Source organism: Ruegeria sp. C12 (genome assembly GCF_056537745.1).
In genome coordinates, this window is the sequence record NZ_JBQFSA010000001.1 from 577,855 (window position 1) to 597,487 (window position 19,633).

17 protein-coding genes are annotated in these 19,633 nt (G+C 61.0%); 10 read left to right on the plus strand and 7 right to left on the minus strand.

The window, feature by feature from the left end; genetic code table 11:
* The first annotated feature begins 11 nt into the window (after positions 1 to 11).
* Complete coding sequence (locus ACR0C9_RS02670) at positions 12 to 1,175, plus strand: M20 aminoacylase family protein (RefSeq protein WP_170451983.1); 1,164 nt, start codon at positions 12 to 14, stop codon at positions 1,173 to 1,175.
* Between the two features lie 69 nt (positions 1,176 to 1,244).
* On the opposite strand, the gene ACR0C9_RS02675 is transcribed toward ACR0C9_RS02670, so the two are convergent.
* Positions 1,245 to 2,537: a 3-deoxy-D-manno-octulosonic acid transferase gene (locus ACR0C9_RS02675; protein WP_170451981.1), complete on the minus strand. Its 1,293-nt coding sequence runs from the start codon at positions 2,535 to 2,537 to the stop codon at positions 1,245 to 1,247.
* A gap of 1 nt (position 2,538) precedes the next feature.
* Positions 2,539 to 3,546 (minus strand): GTP 3',8-cyclase MoaA, encoded by a 1,008-nt coding sequence (moaA, locus tag ACR0C9_RS02680; protein WP_480780329.1) that lies wholly within the window; start codon positions 3,544 to 3,546, stop codon positions 2,539 to 2,541.
* Positions 3,547 to 3,636: 90 nt separating this feature from the next.
* Here moaA and ACR0C9_RS02685 point away from each other — a divergent pair, with 90 nt between their 5' ends.
* Complete coding sequence (locus ACR0C9_RS02685) at positions 3,637 to 4,050, plus strand: hypothetical protein (protein ID WP_170451977.1); 414 nt, start codon at positions 3,637 to 3,639, stop codon at positions 4,048 to 4,050.
* Here the strand turns inward: ACR0C9_RS02685 and ACR0C9_RS02690 are convergent.
* Genes ACR0C9_RS02690 through glmU form a run of 4 tightly spaced genes read right to left on the minus strand, consistent with a single transcriptional unit; the run spans position 4,038 to position 8,470 of the window.
* Positions 4,038 to 4,727 (minus strand): DNA alkylation repair protein, encoded by a 690-nt coding sequence (locus tag ACR0C9_RS02690; protein WP_480780330.1) that lies wholly within the window; start codon positions 4,725 to 4,727, stop codon positions 4,038 to 4,040. The two genes, ACR0C9_RS02685 and ACR0C9_RS02690, sit on opposite strands and share 13 nt — an antisense overlap.
* Positions 4,724 to 5,293 (minus strand): GNAT family N-acetyltransferase, encoded by a 570-nt coding sequence (locus tag ACR0C9_RS02695; protein ID WP_170451972.1) that lies wholly within the window; start codon positions 5,291 to 5,293, stop codon positions 4,724 to 4,726. The genes ACR0C9_RS02690 and ACR0C9_RS02695 overlap by 4 nt, the downstream gene beginning before the upstream one ends.
* Positions 5,290 to 7,113, minus strand: coding sequence for a glutamine--fructose-6-phosphate transaminase (isomerizing) (glmS, locus tag ACR0C9_RS02700; RefSeq protein ID WP_170451970.1), 1,824 nt, complete (start codon positions 7,111 to 7,113; stop codon positions 5,290 to 5,292). Before glmS ends, ACR0C9_RS02695 begins: the two co-directional genes overlap by 4 nt.
* A gap of 4 nt (positions 7,114 to 7,117) precedes the next feature.
* Positions 7,118 to 8,470, minus strand: a complete 1,353-nt coding sequence (glmU, locus tag ACR0C9_RS02705; RefSeq protein ID WP_480780331.1) for a bifunctional UDP-N-acetylglucosamine diphosphorylase/glucosamine-1-phosphate N-acetyltransferase GlmU — start codon at positions 8,468 to 8,470, stop codon at positions 7,118 to 7,120.
* Positions 8,471 to 8,604: 134 nt separating this feature from the next.
* Between glmU and ACR0C9_RS02710 the strand changes: the two genes are divergently transcribed.
* The 3 genes from ACR0C9_RS02710 to ACR0C9_RS02720 all read left to right on the plus strand — a co-directional run bounded on the left by ACR0C9_RS02710 (position 8,605) and on the right by ACR0C9_RS02720 (position 11,840).
* Positions 8,605 to 9,276, plus strand: coding sequence for an HAD-IA family hydrolase (locus tag ACR0C9_RS02710; protein ID WP_170451967.1), 672 nt, complete (start codon positions 8,605 to 8,607; stop codon positions 9,274 to 9,276).
* A 39-nt stretch (positions 9,277 to 9,315) separates the two neighbouring features.
* Positions 9,316 to 10,506: an aminotransferase class I/II-fold pyridoxal phosphate-dependent enzyme gene (locus tag ACR0C9_RS02715; protein WP_170621361.1), complete on the plus strand. Its 1,191-nt coding sequence runs from the start codon at positions 9,316 to 9,318 to the stop codon at positions 10,504 to 10,506.
* A 170-nt stretch (positions 10,507 to 10,676) separates the two neighbouring features.
* The gene (locus ACR0C9_RS02720) at positions 10,677 to 11,840 is read left to right on the plus strand and encodes an isovaleryl-CoA dehydrogenase (protein ID WP_170451963.1); all 1,164 of its coding nucleotides are present in this window, start codon (positions 10,677 to 10,679) and stop codon (positions 11,838 to 11,840) included.
* 44 nt (positions 11,841 to 11,884) lie between these two features.
* Here the strand turns inward: ACR0C9_RS02720 and ACR0C9_RS02725 are convergent, their stop codons facing one another.
* Positions 11,885 to 12,490, minus strand: a complete 606-nt coding sequence (locus ACR0C9_RS02725) for an OmpW family outer membrane protein (protein WP_170451961.1) — start codon at positions 12,488 to 12,490, stop codon at positions 11,885 to 11,887.
* 136 nt (positions 12,491 to 12,626) lie between these two features.
* Here ACR0C9_RS02725 and ACR0C9_RS02730 point away from each other — a divergent pair, with 136 nt between their 5' ends.
* From ACR0C9_RS02730 to ACR0C9_RS02750, 5 genes are all read left to right on the plus strand, one after another.
* Positions 12,627 to 14,150 (plus strand): AMP-binding protein, encoded by a 1,524-nt coding sequence (locus tag ACR0C9_RS02730; RefSeq protein WP_480780332.1) that lies wholly within the window; start codon positions 12,627 to 12,629, stop codon positions 14,148 to 14,150.
* A 328-nt stretch (positions 14,151 to 14,478) separates the two neighbouring features.
* Positions 14,479 to 16,086, plus strand: coding sequence for a carboxyl transferase domain-containing protein (locus ACR0C9_RS02735; RefSeq protein ID WP_480780333.1), 1,608 nt, complete (start codon positions 14,479 to 14,481; stop codon positions 16,084 to 16,086).
* 5 nt (positions 16,087 to 16,091) lie between these two features.
* The gene (locus ACR0C9_RS02740) at positions 16,092 to 16,760 is read left to right on the plus strand and encodes a hypothetical protein (RefSeq protein ID WP_480780334.1); all 669 of its coding nucleotides are present in this window, start codon (positions 16,092 to 16,094) and stop codon (positions 16,758 to 16,760) included.
* Positions 16,761 to 16,770: 10 nt separating this feature from the next.
* Positions 16,771 to 18,702 (plus strand): acetyl/propionyl/methylcrotonyl-CoA carboxylase subunit alpha, encoded by a 1,932-nt coding sequence (locus ACR0C9_RS02745; protein WP_480780335.1) that lies wholly within the window; start codon positions 16,771 to 16,773, stop codon positions 18,700 to 18,702.
* A gap of 78 nt (positions 18,703 to 18,780) precedes the next feature.
* Positions 18,781 to 19,632, plus strand: a complete 852-nt coding sequence (locus ACR0C9_RS02750) for a hydroxymethylglutaryl-CoA lyase (RefSeq protein WP_170523546.1) — start codon at positions 18,781 to 18,783, stop codon at positions 19,630 to 19,632.
* The last annotated feature ends 1 nt before the right edge of the window (position 19,633 follow it).

The following is a 19,633-nucleotide window of genomic DNA, read 5'->3' on the forward strand; positions in this document are numbered from 1 at the left end:
AGAGAGAAAGAATGCCAGTTAAGAACCGCTTTGCCGAATTGCAGAACGAAATCACCGAATGGCGACGCGATCTGCATGAGAACCCCGAGATTTTGTTCGAAACGCATCGCACCAGCGCAGTAGTGGCCGAGAAACTCAAGGAGTTCGGTTGCGACGAGGTCGTCACCGGTATCGGCCGCACTGGCGTTGTCGGCGTGATCAAGGGCAAGTCCGACAGCAACGGCAAGGTCATCGGTCTACGCGCCGACATGGACGCGCTGCCGATCCATGAGGCGACGGGATTGGACTATGCCTCAAAAACGCCCGGCGCGATGCATGCCTGTGGGCATGATGGCCACACGGCGATGTTGCTGGGGGCTGCGAAGTACTTGTCGGAAACGCGCAATTTCGACGGCACCGTTGTCGTAATCTTCCAGCCTGCCGAAGAAGGCGGCGGCGGTGGGCGCGAAATGTGCGAAGACGGCATGATGGATCGCTGGAACATTCAGGAGGTCTACGGGATGCACAACTGGCCCGGTAAGCCGGTTGGCAGTTTCTCGATTCGTCCGGGCTCGTTCTTTGCGGCGACCGATCAGTTCGATATCACCTTTGAAGGGCGCGGTGGTCATGCGGCGAAACCGCAGGAGACGGTGGATACGACTGTCATGACGGCGCAGGCGGTGCTGGCATTGCAGACCATTGCATCGCGCAATGCGGACCCGATTGATCAGGTGGTGGTGTCGGTGACCTCGTTCGAGACGTCATCCAAGGCGTTCAACGTGATCCCGCAGACGGTGCAGATCAAAGGCACTGTGCGCACGATGAGCAAGGAGATGCGCGATCTGGCCGAAAAGCGGATCAACGAGATTTGCAACGGCGTGGCGGCGACGTTCGGCGGCACTGCGGACGTGACGTATATCCGCGGCTACCCGGTCATGGTGAATAGTGACGAGCAGACCGCGTTTGCCGCAGACGTGGCCCGGTCTGTTTCCGGCGACTGCGAGGATGCGCCTTTGGTGATGGGCGGCGAGGATTTTGCGTTCATGCTCGAAGAACGTCCGGGGGCGTATATTCTGGTTGGCAATGGCGACACGGCCATGGTGCACCACCCGGAATATAATTTTAACGACGAGGCCATTCCCGCCGGGTGCAGCTGGTGGGCTGAGATTGTCGAGCAGCGGATGCCGGCGGCCTGATTGAAAGGGTGGGGGCTCTGCCCCCACACCCCCGAGATATTTTTAGCCAGATGAAGAGGGATCCTGCGCCTATTGGGCGAGGGTCAGATGGGTGCAGAGCGTTTCAACGACTGCATCCAGCGCGTCCTTTTGGGTAAAGACGCAGGTTTGGGCTGCCGCGCGCGCGCGGGTCAGGGCGGTGTCATCTGCCAGCCAGGTTTCGACGGCATCGGACAGGTCTTTGGCGGTCTGGACCTCGATTGCGCCTTTGGCCTCGACCAGTGGGGCGAAAGTTTCGGCGAAGTTGAAGTAGCGCGGTCCGGTGATGACTGCGGCCCCGGCCTGGGCGGGTTCGAAGGGGTTGTGGCCCCCGATCTCTTTGAGTGATCCGCCAAGAAAGACTATAGGGCCAATAGCGTACCAAGTTCCGGTTTCGCCGAGCGTGTCGGCGACGTAGACTTGGGTTTGGGCGGTGATCGGCTCGCCAGCGGCGCGGAAGGCGGCGGGTAGGTTGGATTGACGCAGAAGGGTGGCAACGTCGCCTCGGCGCTCGGGGTGACGGGGGATCAGCAGCAGCAGAAGGTTCGGCCAGCGTTCCAGCAAAGCCTTGTGCGCCGCAAGTACCGTTTCCTCTTCGCCGTCATGAGTGGAACTGGCGATCCAGACGGGGCGATCTGCAATTTGCGCGCGTATCTCGTTCAAGGTTGCGCTGTCCACGGGCAGCGGGTCGGACATGGCCTTGAGGTTGGTGCCGGGTTTCACCCGGTCGGCTTGCGCGCCCATGGCAATCAGGTTGTTGGCCGTCTTTTCGTTCTGGGTCAGAAACAGCCGGAATTTATCCAGAAGGAAGCCCGCCGTTTTGGGGCGCTTTTTCCAGCCTTTGACGGACTTCTCGGACAGGCGCGCGTTGAGCAGGGCCAGCGGCACGCCCCGCCGTGCGCTTTCGACGATCAGGCGCGGCCATATTTCGCTTTCGACAAAGATCCCGGCGTCGGGTGTCCAATGGTCCAGGAAGCGTTTAACCGGGCCGGCTGTGTCCAGCGGCGGGTATTGGTGGCGCGCGCGGGCCGGCAGGCGCTTTTCGATCAGAGCGGCAGAGGTCGGGGTGCCCGAGGTTATCAGGAACTCGGCATCGGGCAGGCGTTCGCCCAGCTTCTTTATTAGGCTCAGAACCGACAGGCTTTCACCGACGCTTGCGGCGTGAAACCAGATCAGGCGGCCTTGCGGGCGGGTCAGGCTGGCGTGGCCGAGCCGTTCCTGTTGACGCTGTGGGGGGACGTCAGCGGCCTGCAGTTTGCGGCGCACCGCGCGCCAGACCAGAGGTGCCGCAATCGTCGTCAGGCCGCAATACAGCCGGTACAGCAGCGTTGGGTGGCCGGGCATGTCAGCCGCCCGTGTGGCTCATGTGGCGGCTCATTTGGCCATCGACGGCCTGACGGGAATAGTCGAAATCATGCCCCTTGGGTTTAAGGGTGATGGCTGCGCGGATCGCGTCTTCAAGCTGTGCTCCGCTGTCGGGGTGATCGCGCAGCGGGGCGCGCAGATCGGCCATATCCTCTTGTCCGAGGCACATATACAGCTCACCTGTGCAGGTCAGGCGCACGCGGTTGCAGCTTTCGCAGAAATTGTGGGACAGGGGCGTGATGAAGCCGATCTTCTGGCCTGTTTCCTCCAGCCGGACATAGCGCGCCGGGCCGCCGGTGCGCTCGGCCAGATCGGTGACGGCATAGTGGTTTTCGTATTCCTTGCGCACGTCTTTCAGCGACCAGTACTGATCCAGACGATTCTCGTTGCCGATATCGCCCATTGGCATGACCTCGATCCAGGTCAAGTCCATGTCACGCTCTGCGCACCATTCGGTGATGCGGGGCAGTTCCGGCTCGTTGAAGCCTTTCAGGGCCACCGCGTTGATCTTGACCCGCAACCCGGCCTTTTGCGCCGCGTCGATGCCGTTCAGCACCTGTTTCAGACGCCCCCATCGGGTGACTTTGGCGAATTTGTCATCGTCCAGCGTATCAAGCGAGACATTCACCCGCTGCACACCCGCCGCGTAAAGATCGTCGGCAAAACGGTGAAGCTGTGAGCCATTGGTGGTCAGCGTCAGCTCTTTCAGCGCGCCGCTGTCCAGATGACGGGTCATGGCATTGAAAAACGTCATGATATTGCGCCGCACAAGGGGTTCCCCGCCGGTGATGCGCAGCTTTTCGACGCCCATCTTCACAAAGGTGGAACACATCCGGTCCAGTTCTTCCAGCGTCAGAAGGTCTTTCTTGGGCAGGAAGGTCATGTTCTCGGACATGCAGTACACGCAGCGGAAATCGCAGCGGTCGGTTACCGAGACGCGCAGATAGGTGATGGCACGGGCGAAGGGATCAATCAGCGGAGCAGTCATGCGCTATAGGTAGATGTGGAACCGGTCCACGACAAGAGCGAACTGCGCTTTGGGCTGGAACAGATGGGTGTGGGGCTGTAGGTAAGACGGATGAGGTATTTTCTTGTTTTCCTGTGCGTTCTGGTCACCGGTTGCGATGCGGTTCGGTCAACAACGGATCGCGTTTTTGGCCGGAACGAAGCAGCGCCAGAAGTGGAATCCGAAATTACGGAAGCCACACTCGAGCCTGAGCCGGTTGCCGCCCGCGCCGATTGGGCGGGCCCCAGAACGACCATTGCAGGATTGGGCGATCCGACGACGCCCGGCCGCTGGATGCAAACGCCGCTTGTGGACACCGAGGTAACCGCACGTGTGGTGGTGCCTAGAACCGGTGCGCAGGCTTACATCACCTTGGTGCCGTCGCGCGGGCCGGAAGGCGGCGGGAGCCAGCTGTCATTGGATGCGATGCGGGCATTGCTGGTGCCGCTGGATGCGCTGGTCGAGGTCGAAATCTACGCCAACTGATCTTTCAGGTATTTCCCGGCTTCACGCCGGGCAAAGGGTTTCATGGCATCCCCATGTTGGTCCAGAAAGGCCAGGACGCGCGGGGCGTCGTGTTTGGACAGCTCGCGCAGCCACCAAGCAATGGCTTTCTGGATGAACCAGTCGCGGTCCGGGACATAGGTGGCGGCCCAGCCAAGGATATGATCCCGGCGGGCCAGATCATCCGGTTTCGGGTGGTTCTGCTTGGTCCAGGGCAGGGTGGCAACCAGCGCCGCGCGGCGTGTCCACATATGGTCCGAGGTCGTCCAGCCCTCGACTTGATCCAGACGCGTCGGGTCGGCGGATAGCCGTTTTTGCATCGCCATACAGGCGTGATCGGCAACGGCCCAGGCATCGAAATCCGGCAGCCAGCTTTCCAGCAACGCCCAAACCGCGTCGTCCGGTCGGATGCGCGCCTGCGTCAGCAGTTTGGCAGCGGCCAGACGGGCTTCGTGCACATTGGTCTGCCACAGCGCATCCGCCAAATGGATGCGCCCGGGCACGTCCAGTTCTTGCCTCCACGCTTTGGTGAGGTCGTTCAGAACCGGGTTGGCGACGCCCAGATAGGGGCGGTCCGCCTTGTGGTACGCCGCCATCTGCACGGCCTTTTCTGCGTCGGCATGGGCCTTTATCGCGGCAAGGGCGTCGTCCAGTGTCATCGGTCCAGCTTGTGCAGAAGATGTGCGCGCACCGTAGGCCATTCCGGTGCGGTGATTGAATAGACGGCCGTGTCGCGCAGGGTTCCGTTGGCCATCACCATATTGGCCCGAAGGATGCCATCCAACTGCGCCCCCAGCCGCTCGATAGCCTGCCGGGACTGAGTGTTCAGCCGATGGGTGCGGAATTCGACCGCATGGCAGGACAGACCCTCGAAAGCGTGGCGCAGCAACAGAAATTTGGCTTCGGTGTTCAGCGGCGTGCGCTGAACCGCGCGCCCGATCCAGGTCGAGCCGATTTCGACCCGCCGGTTGACCTCATCAGTGTTCATGTAGGTGGTCATCCCAATAGGGGTGCCGTCTTGTGTCATGACCGTAAAGGGCTGCATATCGTGCAACCCCATGCGGCGGTCGATCTCGGCGTCCATCCCCTCGACCGTGGGGATGGAGGTATACCAAAGCTGCCCCAGATCCGCCGCCGCCGTTTTCAGAGCCTCTGAATGCGCGGGGTCAAGCGGTTCCAATCGGACGTGAGTGCCAACAAGCGTAGCAGGGGCAGGCCAGGTCATTCCACCGTCACCGATTTCGCCAGATTGCGCGGTTGGTCCACATCCGTGCCTTTGGCGACCGCCGTATGATAGGCCAGCAATTGGGCCGGGACCGAATACAGAATCGGGGCGAGGCTGGGGTGGATATGCGGCATGCGGATCGTGCTCCAGACGCCGTCCTCGGCCTCGGCAATGCCGTCGTCATCGGACACAAGGATGACCTTGCCTTTGCGGGCCATCACCTCTTGCATGTTCGAGACCGTCTTGTCGAAAACCGTATCCTTCGGGGCCATCACCACAACCGGCATATGCTTGTCGATCAGCGCGATGGGGCCGTGTTTCAATTCGCCCGAGGCATAGCCTTCGGCGTGGATATAGCTGATTTCCTTCAGCTTCAGCGCACCTTCCATTGCCAGCGGGTACATCAGACCGCGTCCCAGGAACAGCACGTCGCGCGCCTCGGACAGGCGCTGGGCGGATTTGCGAATGGCGCGGTTCTGATCCAGCGCTGCGTTCAGGACCGAGGGCAACCCGCGCAGGGCGGCGGCGTGATCGGCCAGATCCTCATCCGACATCGTGCCCCGGTCGGCTGCGGCTTTGAGGGCCAGCATCAGCAGCACGCTCAGTTGGCATGTGAACGCCTTGGTCGAGGCAACGCCGATCTCGACCCCTGCATGGATGGGCAGCGCCACATCGCTTTCCCGCGCAATCGAGCTTTCGGGGACATTGATGACCGACACAATCTTGTCCGCCTTGCCCTCGCAATAGCGCAGCGCGGCCAGTGTATCGGCGGTCTCGCCCGACTGGCTGACGAACAGCGCCATGGTACGGTCGGTGATGGGTGGTTCGCGATAGCGGAACTCGCTGGCGATATCGACCTCGACCGGCAGTTTCGCCAATTGCTCGAACCAGTATTTCGCGGTCAGGCAGGCATAAAAGGCCGTGCCGCACGCGACCATTGTCAGGCGGTCCAGCTTGGTGAAATCCAGATCGGTATTTGGCAACACGACCCGGTCGCCGCCGGTGGGCAGGTAGGATCGGATCGCCTCGGCCACGACAACGGGCTGTTCGGCGATTTCCTTGGCCATGAAATGCTTGTGCTCGCCCTTATCGGCGCGTGCATGATCCAGCTTGATCTTGCGCATCTCACGATTGGCCAGTTCACCGGCCTCGTTGCGGATTTCCAGCGAGGTGCGGGTCAGGACCGCCCGGTCGCCTTCTTCAAGATAGGTGATCTTGTTGGTCAGCGGCGCCAGCGCAATCGCGTCCGAGCCAACATACATCTCACCATCTCCGTGACCAATCGCCAGCGGCGAGCCCTTGCGCGCAGCCACGATTAGGTCATCCTGACCGTCGAACAGAAAGGCCAGCGCAAACGCGCCCTGCAACTGGTCGATGGTTTTGAACGCGGCCTCAACGGGCGACAGGCCCGAATTCAGCAGATGTTCAGCCATCAGTGCGACGGTTTCGGTGTCGGTTTCGGTCTCGAACCCGATCCCGTGCTCGGCCAGTTCGGCGCGCAGTTCACGGTAGTTTTCGACGATCCCGTTGTGGACCACGGCAACCGGCCCGGCCTTGTGCGGGTGGGCATTGTTGACCGAAGGCGCGCCATGGGTGGCCCAGCGGGTGTGCCCGATGCCGGATTTTCCGGGCAAAGGGTCATGCACCAGCAGATCGCTTAGGTTGACCAGCTTGCCCACCGCCCGCCTGCGTCCCAAAGCTCCGTCATTCACGGTTGCAATACCGGCGCTGTCATAGCCGCGATATTCCAGCCGTTTCAGGGCCTCAACCAGAATGGGGGCGGCTTCATGCTGTCCCAGAACACCAACAATTCCACACATAAAATCAGGCCTCTTTATCGCGGCGAGCCTTTTTCGCCTTTAACATATCAAACAATTTGCGCGCGTAGCCGGGTTTGTTTTCCTGCTTGGCACGGGCTACGGCCAGTGCGTCGGCTTCGACATCCTTGGTCACGACCGTACCTGTTGCCGTCATTGCGCCATCACCAAGGGTCACAGGGGCCACCAGCATCGTGTTCGAACCGATGAACACGTTTTCACCAATCGTGGTCTTGTGCTTCATCACGCCGTCATAGTTGCAGGTGATCGTACCCGCCCCGATATTTGTTGCCGCCCCAACCGAGGCGTCACCGATATAACTGAGGTGATTGACCTTCGCGCCCTCGGCAATCTCGGCATTCTTGATCTCGACAAAATTGCCGATCCGCGCGTTTTCGGCCAGTTCCGCCCCGGGGCGCAAGCGGGCATAGGGGCCGACAATTGCACCCTGGCTGACATGGCAGCCTTCCAGATGCGAAAACGCCCGGATCGTTGCGCCGCTTTCCACGGTAACGCCAGGGCCAAAAACCACGTTGGGTTCGATCACCGTATCCCGCCCGATCACCGTATCGGCCGCCAGGTAGACGGTGTCCGGGGCCATCAGCGTGACGCCCAACTCCAGCAGTTCAGCACGCGCTTGCGCCTGAAACACAGCGTCCGCAGCGGCCAGATCAGTGCGGGAATTCACACCCAGCGTCTGTGCCTCATCACAGGCAACCGCCGTCACGGTCAGGTCGCGATTGCGGGCGATTTCCACCACGTCCGTCAGATAATACTCGCCCGAGGCATTGTCGTTGCCCACCGCATCGATCAACGACATCAGCGTCTGCGCGTTGCACGCCAAAAGGCCCGAGTTGCAGAAGCTTATTGCGCGTTCTTCATCCGATGCGTCCTTGAATTCGACAATCCGCTCCAGCGTGTCACCGTTCATGACCAAACGGCCATAACGCGCCGGATCGGCCGCTTCGAACCCAAGGATCACCAAATCGTTCTTGGCCCGCGCTTCGATCATCCGCTCCAGCGTGTCGGGTTGCAAAAACGGTGTGTCCCCATACAGGACCACGACGTTACCCTCGAACCCCTGCAGCGCCTTACGCGCTTGCGCAACCGCATGGGCGGTGCCCAGTTGTTCCTCCTGCACCGCGATCTGGGCGGTCTCGTCCTCGGCTTGCGCCACCTTGGCGACGGCCCCGGCCCCGTGGCCTGTGACGATCACGGTGCGCTCGGGCGACAAGACCGATCCGGCGCGCATGGCGTGGATCAGCATCGGAACCTGAGCGATTGGGTGCAGGACTTTGGGGATGTCCGAATTCATCCTGGTGCCTTTCCCGGCGGCAAGGATGACAAGGGCAGTGGTCATGAAATCGTTTTCTCTTTGTGTTTTGTTGCCGTCCGTTTTATCCGCTGAGGGCAAAGGCGCAAGCCGTTCGGCCATCAAACTAGATTGCCGTTTGCAACACGACATGGCGGAAACCTGCCGAGCAAGGAGGCGCAATGCGCACGGTCATCTTCGATCTGGACGGGACTTTGGCGGATACGTCGGGCGATTTGCTGGCCGCGGCGAACCACTGTTTTCGCAAGATGGGGCATGGGGATGTGTTGGTTCACGGGCAGGATGCGGGTATCGCCGTGCGTGGCGGTCGGATGATGTTGACCCACGGTCTGAAACGGGTCGGGGCCTTTGATGAGGGCACAGTAGACGCCTACTATCCCGTGCTGCTTGAGGCCTATGCCAAAGACATCGACACCCATACACATTTCTATCCCGGCGCGTTGGACGCGGTCGAGGCGTTGAAAACCGCAGGTTATGGCGTTGGGATCTGCACCAACAAACCGGAACGGCTGGCGGATCAATTACTGAGCCAGATGGGCGTGCGGGATCAGTTTGCCTCATTAGTTGGTGCGGATACCTTGTCGGTGCGCAAACCAGACCCTGAACCCTTACGCGAAGCCGCGCGGCGCGCTGGCGGGCATCCCGATCTGTGCGTTCTGATCGGAGATTCGGATACCGACCGCAATACCGCACGGGCCGCCGGAGTCCCCTCGGTGCTGGTAACATTCGGCCCCTCAGGAGACGACATGGCAGCGTTGCAGCCCGAAGCGCTGCTGCATCATTTCGATGACCTGCCAGAAATGGTGGCTGATCTGATCGGTGCGGCTGCATGATCTCTTGACCCGAACCGGATGCGACCCCAGAACTGAGCCATGACAGAGACATTCACCGGTAGTTTCACCCAGCAAGAGCCAATCCCCGATGAGGCAATCGACGCGGCGATGGCCGTCCTGCGCCATGGGCGCTTGCATCGTTACAATGTCGCGCCCGGTGAATTGGGCGAGACCGCGTTGCTGGAACAGGAATTTGCCGCTCAGATGGGGGCTAAATACTGCCTCGCCGTGTCGTCCGGTGGCTATGCGCTGGCCACCGCGTTGCGTGCCGTAGGAGTGCAGCCCGGCGATCCGGTGCTGACAAACGCGTTCACGCTGGCTCCGGTGCCGGGATCGATTGCCTCGGTTGGGGCCAAACCCGTTTTCGTTGGGGTTACGGAAGACCTGACCATCGATCTGGACGATCTTGAGGCCAAGCTGGATCAGGCACGCGTTTTGATGCTGAGCCATATGCGCGGTCATCTGTGCGACATGGACCGGCTGATGCGGATGTGCGACGCGGCCGGTGTAACCGTGATCGAGGATTGCGCCCATACGATGGGGGCAGCCTGGCGCGGTCAATTGTCGGGTCGTCAGGGCGCGGTTGGGTGTTATTCGTGCCAGACCTACAAGCACGTCAATTCAGGTGAGGGCGGTTTGCTGATCACCGATGATGAAGAACTGGCGGCCAAGGCCACCATGCTGTCGGGGTCCTATATGCTGTATGAACGCCATCTGGCCGCACCGGGGCCTGAGGTGTTCGAGCGGATCAAGTACACCACCCCCAATGTCTCGGGTCGCATGGACAATCTGCGCGCGGCCATCCTGCGCCCGCAGTTGCGGGATCTGGACCGGCAGGTTGAGCGTTGGAACGAACGATACCGCGCCGTCGAGGCCGGTCTGCGTGGCACGCCGGGGCTGACCGTGGTCGAGCGCCCGAAGGCCGAGACCTATGTGGGCTCGTCGATTCAGTTTCTTCTGTTGGACTGGTTGCCCGAACGTATCGCAGAGGTGATCAGCCGCTGCGCCGCGCGCGGAGTCGAGTTGAAGTGGTTTGGCGGGGCCGAGCCAACCGGTTTTACCTCGCGCTATGACAGTTGGCGCTATGTGGACAGCGAGCGGATGCCAAAATCGGACCGCGTGCTGGCGGGTGTGATGGACATGCGGGTTCCACTGACCTTTTCGTTGGAGGATTGTCAGTTGATCGCGCGCATCATTCGGGCCGAGGTCGGGGCCGTCTACCAATCGTGATCCAGCGGAGTGCGCCTGCGGCGCACGCTTGATGTTTGCAAAACGCCGCCCCGCATGGGCGGCGTTTGTGCGTTTTGGGGCCGATATCCTTACGGTGATTGACCGGTTGCAGATTCGCTGCTATCCAGTTATTGAACACTTGTTCATTAATTCTCGGGAGGAGCCCGCCAATGTTCATGGCGACTATGAAATTCGATCTTGGCGAAGACGTGAACGCGCTGCGTGAAATGGTGCATCGCTGGGCGCAGGAACGGGTCAAGCCGATGGCCGCTGATATTGACGCGTCCAACGAATTTCCCAACGAGCTATGGGCTGAAATGGGTGAGCTTGGCCTGCTGGGCGTCACTGTGCCCGAGGAATATGGCGGTGCCGGAATGTCCTATCTGGCCCATACGATTGCTGTGGAAGAAGTGGCGCGGGCATCAGCCTCGGTTTCGCTGTCCTATGGCGCGCATTCAAACCTGTGCGTCAATCAGATCAAGCTGAACGGCAATGAAGAACAAAAGCGGAAATACCTGCCGCGCCTGATCTCGGGCCAGCATGTGGGGGCGTTGGCGATGTCCGAACCCTCGGCCGGGTCGGATGTGGTTTCGATGAAGCTACGGGCGGAAAAGCGCAACGACCATTACCGTCTGAACGGCAACAAATACTGGATCACCAACGGGCCGGATGCGGACACTCTGGTCGTTTATGCCAAGACCGACCCGGATGCCGGATCCAAGGGCATCACCGCGTTTCTGATCGAAAAAGAGATGAAGGGTTTCTCGACCTCGCCCCATTTCGACAAGCTGGGGATGCGCGGGTCGAACACGGCGGAACTGATCTTTGAAGATGTCGAGGTGCCGTTCGAAAACGTTCTGGGCGAAGAAGGCAACGGCGTTGCGGTTCTGATGTCGGGTCTCGACTATGAACGTGTCGTGTTGGCCGGGATCGGAACCGGCATCATGGCGGCCTGTCTGGATGAAATCATGCCCTATTTGTCCGAGCGCAAGCAGTTCGGCAAACCGATTGGCAGCTTCCAACTGATGCAGGGCAAGATCGCCGATATGTATACGGCGATGAACTCGGCCCGTGCCTATGTCTACGAGGTGGCCAAGGCCTGTGATCGTGGGGATGTGACCCGTCAGGATGCGGCTGCGTGCTGCTTGTATGCGTCCGAAGCGGCGATGACCCAGGCACATCAGGCGGTTCAGGCGATGGGCGGGGCGGGGTTCCTGTCGGACGCGCCGGTCAGCCGGATTTTCCGCGACGCCAAGCTGATGGAGATCGGCGCCGGCACCAGCGAGATTCGCCGGATGCTGATTGGCCGCGAGTTGATGAGCGAGATGCAGTGAACAGAATGCCTCGCCGGTTCCGGACCGGCGAGGCGTTTGCGGGATCAGAACTGATGGACGTAGGACACACCGACCAGCCATGGATCGATTTCGGCGGTACCAATGTCGGCACCGTCCAGTGTCACGTCCGAGTCGATGTCGAACCAGCGCACGTTCAGCCGGACGGCACCTTTTTCGGTGACCATATAGTCCAACCCGGCCTGCAGCGAGACTCCGAACGAGTTATCGACCTTGAGCTCGCCCAGATCGGACTGCTCGTCAAAGAAGATGGTATAGTTCAGACCAGCACCGACATAGGGTTTCCAGGCGCTGTTGGTCGGGAAGTGATAGTTCAGCGACAGGGTGGGGGGCAGGTGCTTGACGCTGCCCGCGTCGACACTGCCGCCAAGGGTGATGTCGTGGCTGAACGGCGTTGCGGCCAGCAGCTCGATCCCCAGATTGTCGCGAATGAAATACTCGGCGGTGAAGATCGGTCGGGTGTCGGCATCGATCTCGGCGTCAGAGTTTGCGATCGTTCCGTTGTCGGATTTCGGGTCCAGGTATCCGACACCGACACCAAGGGTCCAGTCGCCTTGCGATTGCGCAAACGCGGGTACGGCCAGTCCGGCCAATGCGGTAGAAAGGGTCAAAGCGACGAGCGTTTTGGTCATAATCTTGCCTTTGGTTTTGTTGACGCCTCGGATGTGGCAGGCTGGGCCGGGTCACACTCTGATCTGCATCAAGTTTCAGTGTGGGGGTGGAACGGAGCGGAAGCCGAAAACGACAATGAAACAAGGGGTTATCACTATGATTGACCCTGCGCGCATACCGGGTTTGCGCCCTGGGGATAGCTGGGACCTGCCGGACCGGTTGAACATGGCGAAACAATGCCTCGACCATCCTGCTGAGAAGGTGGCCCTGATCGACCTGACCGGGGCATCTGAACAGCGCGTCACCTACGGGCAATTGCGACAGATGACGGACGGGCTGGCCCGGACACTGCTGCCCAAAGTGCAGGCCGGGGATCGGGTGGGCGTCTTGCTGAGCCAGTCGCCCTGGTGTGCCGCTGCGCATCTGGCGATCTGGAAGATCGGGGCGATCTCGGTGCCTTTGTTCAACCTGTTCAAACAGGATGCGCTGCGGTCTCGGGTTGGGGATGCAGGCGCGCGGCTCGTCCTGACGGATGCCGAGGGCGCGGAACTCTTGGGCGACCTTGCTGAGCCTTTGATCGCGTCCGAGATCGGTCAGCCGGGCGGGCCGGTGCCGTTTGCGGAAACCGCGCCAAATGATCCGGCGGTACTGATCTACACATCCGGCACAACCGGCAGCCCCAAGGGCGCGCTGCATGGGCATCGGGTTCTGACTGGCCATATGCCGGGCGTGTCGATCAGCCATAACCATCTGCGCGACGGTGACTGCCTGTGGACCCCTGCCGACTGGGCCTGGATCGGCGGTTTGTTCGATGTGCTGATGCCCGGGCTTGCCTTGGGAATTCCGGTGGTCGCAGCGCGGCTTGAGAAATTCACGCCCGAAGCCTGCGCCGATATCATCGCGCGTGGGGGCGTGAAGAACGTGTTTTTCCCGCCCACGGCGCTGCGGATGCTCAAGGCGGCGGATCAATCGATCCCCGGCCTGCGCTCGGTCGCCTCGGGGGGCGAGCCTCTGGGGGCCGAGATGCTGGCCTGGGGGCAGCAGGCGTTTGGCCTGACGATCAACGAATTCTACGGCCAGACCGAATGCAACATGGTCGTGTCCTCCTGCGCCGAGGACTTCCCGGTGCAGCCCGGCTGCATCGGCAAGCCTGTGCCGGGGCATGACGTGGCGGTGATCGACGATGATGGCAAGCCGACCACCGAAGAAGGCGACGTCGCCATCCGGCGTGGCTCAGCCTCGATGCTGCTGGAATACTGGAACCGACCCGACGCGACGGCTGAGAAGTTCCGGGGCGATTGGCTGATCACCGGCGATCGCGGCGTGTGGGAGGGCGACTATCTGCGCTTTGTCGGTCGTGATGACGATGTGATTACGTCTGCCGGCTACCGCATCGGCCCGGCTGAGATCGAGGATTGCCTGCTGACCCACCCGGCGGTGGCGACGGTGGGTGTGGTCGGCAAGCCCGACCCGCTGCGGACCGAGATCGTGAAGGCCTATGTGGTGCTGAAACCGGGGGCTGAGGCGTCGGGCGTGGAATTGCAGGAGTGGGTCAAAGACCGTCTGGCGCATTATTCGTACCCGCGCGAAGTGGCGTTTCTGGACGAGTTGCCGATGACGGTGACCGGGAAGGTTATTCGGAAGGAATTGAAGGCGCTAGCTGCGGGGGAGATAGATTGAGCATGATCATTTCGACAAATAGCCTGTGCTGTCCAAAATGCGGAACAGAACAATCGAGAGCGTCTCTTTGGCCTACTTTCGATTTTGGGCTGGGTGTCCAAACAGTTCAACCGTATTCAGGCTGTGCCAATTGCGGTGCGAAACTGCGGGCAACGCTGGCGAATGGGAAGCCGAAGCGCCACTACATATCTCTCCTTTTCTTGTGCCCGATTGCAGTGATCGTTCTTGCGTTGGTTGGTATCGACTTTGCGTATTTAGTTTTAGTGACGATGCCAATCTTTATCGCAATTTCCTGCTACCTAACTAGAGCTTGGAGCGTCGTTGAAGTATGAAACTCACATCCAAAGCCATGCCCGCCTCTGAGGGCTTCAAGGCAAACCGCGCAGCGCATCTCGATGCACTGGCGCAAATCTCTGCCGCTGCCGAAGCGGCCCGCATGGGCGGGGGCGAGAAATCCCGCGCGCGGCATGAATCTCGGGGCAAGATGCTGCCGCGTCGCCGGGTGGCAAACTTGCTCGATCCGGGGTCTCCGTTCCTTGAGATTGGCGCGACGGCGGCGCATGGGATGTATGGCGATGCAGCCCCGGCGGCGGGGGTGATCGCGGGCATTGGCCGGGTGCAGGAGCGCGAGGTCATGGTGGTCTGCAACGACGCCACCGTGAAGGGCGGCACCTATTACCCGCTGTCGGTCAAGAAACACCTGCGCGCGCAGGAGATTGCCGAGGAAAACCACCTGCCCTGCATCTATCTGGTCGACAGCGGCGGTGCGAACCTGCCCAATCAGGATGAGGTCTTTCCCGACCGCGACCATTTTGGCCGCATCTTCTATAATCAGGCGCGGATGAGCGCGAAGGGTATCCCTCAGATCGCAGTGGTTATGGGCTCGTGCACAGCGGGCGGGGCTTATGTGCCCGCGATGTCGGATGTGACGATCATCGTGCGCGATCAGGGTACGATCTTTCTGGCCGGGCCGCCTCTGGTCAAGGCCGCGACGGGTGAGGTTGTCAGCGCCGAGGATCTGGGCGGCGGCGATGTGCACACGCGCCTGTCCGGCGTCGCGGATTATCTGGCCGAGGATGATGCCCACGCGCTGGCCTTGGCGCGGCGGGCCGTTGGGTCTTTGGGCGGTGCCGGGCTGAAGCCCGGCCTACAGCTTGAGGCACCCGAAGACCCGGCCTATGACCCCGAGGAAATTCTGGGCGTCGTGCCTGCTGATCTGCGCACGCCTTATGATATTCGCGAGGTGATTGCGCGCCTAGTCGATGGATCCCGGTTCGATGAGTTCAAGCCACGGTTTGGTGAGACGCTGGTGACGGGGTTTGCGCATGTCAAAGGCTGCCCGGTGGGGATCATTGCCAATAACGGCGTGCTGTTTTCCGAGGCCGCGCAGAAGGGTGCGCATTTCGTGGAACTGTGTTCGCAGCGCAAAACGCCTTTGGTGTTCTTGCAGAACATCACCGGGTTCATGGTGGGGCGGAAATACGAAAACGAAGGCATCGCGCGGCATGGGGCCAAGATGGTGACCGCCGTGGCGACGACCAATGTGCCCAAGATCACGATGCTGGTGGGCGGATCGTTCGGTGCCGGGAATTACGGCATGTCGGGGCGGGCATATCAGCCGCGGTTCCTGTGGACCTGGCCGAACTCGAGGATTTCCGTGATGGGCGGCGAGCAGGCGGCGGGCGTGCTGGCCACCGTCAAACGCGACGGGATCGAGCGGCAGGGCGGCACATGGTCGGCTGAGGAAGAGGCCGAGTTCAAACGCCCGACGCTGGAGATGTTCGAGGAACAATCGCACCCGCTTTATGCCTCGGCGCGGTTGTGGGACGACGGCATCATCGACCCGCGCAAAAGCCGCGACGTGCTGGCCTTGTCGCTGAGCGCGGCGCTGAACGCGCCGATTGAGGAGACACGTTTTGGCGTGTTCAGAATGTAAACCCAATGGATCTGAAAAAGAAAATCTTCGAAAGCCTGCCAGACTTCAGAGCTCCAGATCTGGCTAGAAAAGCAGAGATCTCTGTCTTTATGATCCACAATTCCCGAGACCCGGAAGATTATTTCTTTCTGTTCGACTTTGAGGAATTCGTCGATCGTTCGAATGGCGGGTATTTTGTTCGGCCAGTCTTGCGTGTTTTTGCTGGGCGTGATGATTTCAGTCGCACCAGCTTCGCGCGGGAATTCCGTGAAGTCTTTGCCCGCGAATTCGACCGGATGCGGGCAGAATTGGCCGAAAAGAAGGGTAAACGCGGCTGGTTGACGTGGAGTTTTGGATTGAACTCGGCGCTGGACGTGATTGGTGGGCTGGTTGGTAATCTTGTGTTGGCCATCGCGTTGTCCGTGGGAAGGAAGGTGATCGCAGACATCTCTCTTCCGCGCCTCCTGGCTGGCAAAAGCGACGAAGCAAAGCTTGCTGACGAGATCGACCGAACCAAAGGCAAGGTTGAAAATGCACTGACCGAGATCGAAATCACAATTCACCCCGAGCTTTATTACCATGCCTATCGTGACGGGCATCTGGGCAAAATCAGCGGGATGGATAGGGATGCCTGGCCTTTGCCGAGCTATGTCCGAGCCCATTTGCAAGACGAAAAAAGCGGATCCTGGTGGTAGGAGATTGCCAATGTTCAATAAAATCCTGATTGCCAACCGGGGCGAGATTGCCTGCCGGGTGATGGAAACCGCTCAGAAGATGGGCGTGTCCTGCGTTGCGGTGTATTCCGACGCCGATGCCTCGGCCAAGCATTTGCAGATGGCGGATGAGGCAGTGCGTATCGGCGCTGCGGCCCCGGCTGAGAGTTACCTCAAGGGCGACGTGATTATTCAGGCTGCGCTCGGTACCGGCGCGCAAGCGATCCATCCGGGCTATGGGTTTCTGTCCGAAAACCCCGATTTTGTGGATGCTGTTGAGGCCGCGGGGCTGACATTCATCGGCCCGTCGGCGGATGCGATCCGCAAGATGGGCCTCAAGGACGCGGCCAAGGTGCTGATGGAGCAGGCGGGCGTACCCGTGGTGCCGGGCTATCACGGTGACAACCAAGACCCCGAGCATCTGGCGGGGGCTGCCGACACCATCGGCTATCCGGTTCTGATCAAGGCCGTTGCGGGCGGAGGTGGCAAGGGGATGCGCCTTGTTGAACGGCCTCAGGATTTCGCAACCGCGCTCGACAGCGCGCGGGGTGAGGCAAAGACCGCCTTTGGCAATGACGCCGTGCTGGTCGAAAAACTCGTCGCCAAACCGCGCCATATCGAGGTGCAGGTGTTTGGCGATGGCACCCATGCGGTGCATCTGTTCGAACGCGATTGTTCGTTGCAGCGGCGGCATCAGAAGGTGATCGAAGAAGCTCCGGCCCCCGGCATGACCGCTGAAATGCGCGAGGCGATGGGGCAGGCGGGCGTGCGCGCGGCTGAGGCCATCGGCTATAAGGGTGCGGGGACGGTTGAGTTCATCGTTGATGCCTCGGACGGGCTGCGACCGGATCGGTTCTGGTTCATGGAGATGAACACGCGCCTGCAGGTGGAACACCCGGTGACCGAGGCGATCACTGGTGTTGATCTGGTAGAATGGCAGCTGCGCGTCGCGGCGGGTGAGAACCTGCCGAAACGGCAGTCGGACCTGTCGATCACCGGTCATGCGTTCGAGGCGCGACTTTATGCCGAGGATGTGCCAAAGGGCTTTCTGCCCGCGACCGGCACGCTGACCCATCTGCACTTCCCGCAGGATTGCAGGGCCGACAGCGGCGTGCGTGCGGGGGATACGATCAGCCCTTGGTATGATCCGATGATCGCGAAGGTGATCGTGCACGGCCCGACCCGCGCTGTTGCGCTGGAAGCGCTGCATCGGGCCCTACGCGGGACCGAGGTTGGGGGCACGGTCACAAACCTGTCCTTTCTGGGCGCATTGACCCGCCATGCGGGCTTTGCCTCGGGCGATGTGGATACAGGGCTAATCGGGCGCGATATTGATACGCTGGTGCAGGAGGATGAGCCAAAGCCGGAAACGCTGGTTGCAGCGGCTATGCATGCGTTTGGGTTGCTGGAGGCATCAGATTCTACGGGGTTCACTTTGTGGGCTCCGCTGCATCGTGCGACGCAGTTGAGGCGCGATGGCGACATCGTGGACCTTGATGTTCAGGTCGAAGGCCCGGACACACAGATCTGGCAGGTCGCGGATCGGACAGTCACGGCGACCCGGCGCAATGGGCGCTGGCTGATTGAAGGGTCGAGGATGCCCAATGTCTCGGTCGCAGGGTCCCGGATCACCGTGTTCGAGGACTATGGTCAGGTGTTTGATATCGTTGACCCTCTGGACCGCGACACCAGCGCGGCGGGCGATACCAATGTCATCGAAGCGCCCATGCCGGGTCTGGTCAAAGCAGTGTTCGCGACGGCAGGCCAATCGGTCAAGGAAGGCGACCGCCTTGCCATTCTCGAAGCCATGAAAATGGAGCATTCTCTGCTGGCAGCGCGTGACGGAGTGGTGGCCGAGGTGCTGGCCGAAGACGGTGCGCAGGTCGAGGCCGGGGCGGCTCTGGTCCGGTTGGAGGACGCGTAAGCTGTTCGTCGGGCGCGCGGCGTGGCACAGTCGAGCCATCCGTATTTGAAACGAGAAGAAGCCAGAGAGGGCGAAGAAATGGGCGAGCGCGTCGAAATCTTTGAAGTGGGGCCACGGGACGGGCTGCAGAACGAAAAGCGCGACATCCCGGTCGCCGAGAAAATCGCCTTGGTCGATTGCCTGTCCGATGCCGGGTTCAACAGGATCGAGGTAGCGAGCTTTGTGTCGCCCAAATGGGTGCCGCAAATGGCAGGCAGCGCCGAGGTTCTGGCCGGTATCCGCCGGGCCGATGGCCTGCGTTATGCCGCGCTGACGCCGAACATGCGGGGATACGAGGATGCTCTGGCCGCCGGTGCGGATGAGATCGCGGTTTTTGCCTCGGCGTCCGAGGGATTTTCGAAGGCCAATATCAACGCCACGATTGCCGAGTCGATTGAGCGTTTCGCGCCGATTCTGGACGCCGCACGCCATATCGACCTGCCAGTGCGTGGCTATGTCTCATGCGTGACCGACTGCCCGTATGACGGACCGACCCCGCCGGAAAAAGTGGCCGAGGTTGCGGATCTTCTGTTCTCGCATGGCTGTTACGAGGTGTCTTTGGGGGACACAATCGGGCAGGGAACCCCGGACAAGATCGCGAGGATGCTGATGGCCGTGCGCGAACGTGTGCCGGTGACCCGTCTGGCCGGGCATTTTCACGACACGAACGGACGGGCGATTGACAATATCGACGCCTCGCTTTCGTTGGGGGTGCGGGTGTTTGACGCGGCCGTTGGCGGCCTTGGCGGGTGCCCCTATGCGCCCGGCGCCGCAGGCAATGTCGCGACCGAGGCCGTGGCAGCGCATCTGGAGCGATTGGGCTACGAAACCGGGTTGGATGCCGGAATTTTGGAAAAAGCGGCGCAGATGGCGCGCGCAATGAGGGGCTGAA